This is a genomic window from Vibrio sp. CyArs1, assembly GCF_022432925.1.
Classification (GTDB): domain Bacteria; phylum Pseudomonadota; class Gammaproteobacteria; order Enterobacterales; family Vibrionaceae; genus Vibrio; species Vibrio mediterranei.
In genome coordinates, this window is sequence record NZ_JAKRBO010000037.1 from 1 (window position 1) to 551 (window position 551).

Sequence of the window (551 nt, forward strand, 5' to 3'; positions counted from 1 at the left end):
TAGCATGGTTTCCAGCGGATAAGGTCGCCGGCCATTACCAGCCTTGGGGTAAAACGGCTCGATGACTTCCACCATGTTTTGCCATGGCAGAATCTGCTCCATGCGGGACAAGAAAATCTCTTTTCTGGTCTGACGGCGCTTACTGCTGAATTCACTGTCGGCGAAGGTAAGTTGATGACTCATGATGAACCCTGTTCCATGGCTCCAGATGACAAACATGATCTCATATCAGGGACTTGTTCGCACCTTCCCTAGGATCCATTCCCTCAAGTCTTAGTGATGCTTCCGCTTTTCGAAACCCTTCACGGCGCTGCTTTTCACTCATCGGCTAATACCTCTGTCAGTTTTCTGACGTTGCTGGCGTTCCTGCTCCCGTTCAAGCTGGCGCTGTTTTTCACGATCGTGATTCTGTTGCTGGAACGTCTGCGCCATCGTCAGAATATGGGTCATCTGCTCCCGGGAAAGTCCTTTAAAAGGCTCTGTAACGCTCTGTAGGCGTTTTTGCTGCGAATCCATAGTCTTCTGTAGATCGCGCGCTCTTTTGGCATTCT

The 551-nt window shown here is 50.3% G+C and carries 2 pseudogenes; both read right to left on the reverse strand.

The annotated features are described in order from the left end of the window. A pseudogene (locus MMA19_RS26475) lies at window positions 1-183 on the reverse strand (IS5/IS1182 family transposase); the annotation flags it as partial. A gap of 138 nt (window positions 184-321) precedes the next feature. Next, window positions 322-551, reverse strand: a pseudogene (locus MMA19_RS26480) (hypothetical protein); the annotation flags it as partial.